This is a genomic window from Helicobacter pylori, from assembly GCF_011140715.1.
Classification (GTDB): Bacteria; Campylobacterota; Campylobacteria; order Campylobacterales; family Helicobacteraceae; genus Helicobacter; species Helicobacter pylori_DA.
In genome coordinates this window covers 1-246 of record NZ_SFZZ01000014.1, presented here as the reverse complement: position 1 = coordinate 246, position 246 = coordinate 1, and the positions used below count along the sequence as shown (strand labels likewise).

Sequence of the window (246 nt, the reverse complement as noted above, 5' to 3'; positions counted from 1 at the left end):
CACTCTTTTTTCTCTTTTTCATTCCTAGCTCTTGAAACGCAGTCCTTGTAAGCCTTGACGCTCTCTTTAGCTTCTTCTAATAGTTTCCTCGCTTCAGGGGTGAGTAATTTCTCGCATTCTTTTCTTTCAGCTTCAGTTTTGGCTTTTGAAACGCAATCCAAATAAACCCTAACACTCTCTTTGGCTAAAACCTTTTTCTGCAAGTCTTTAGGGAGATCTTTGACACACCTTTTTTTCTCAGCTTCG

Annotated in this window: 1 protein-coding gene; it reads right to left on the bottom strand. The window is 39.8% G+C overall.

Translation table 11 applies throughout. The features are described 5' to 3' along the window. On the bottom strand, positions 1–246 hold a 246-nt coding region (locus EWZ81_RS02155; RefSeq protein ID WP_165548871.1), incomplete at both ends, for a CagY family CD-EC repeat-containing protein.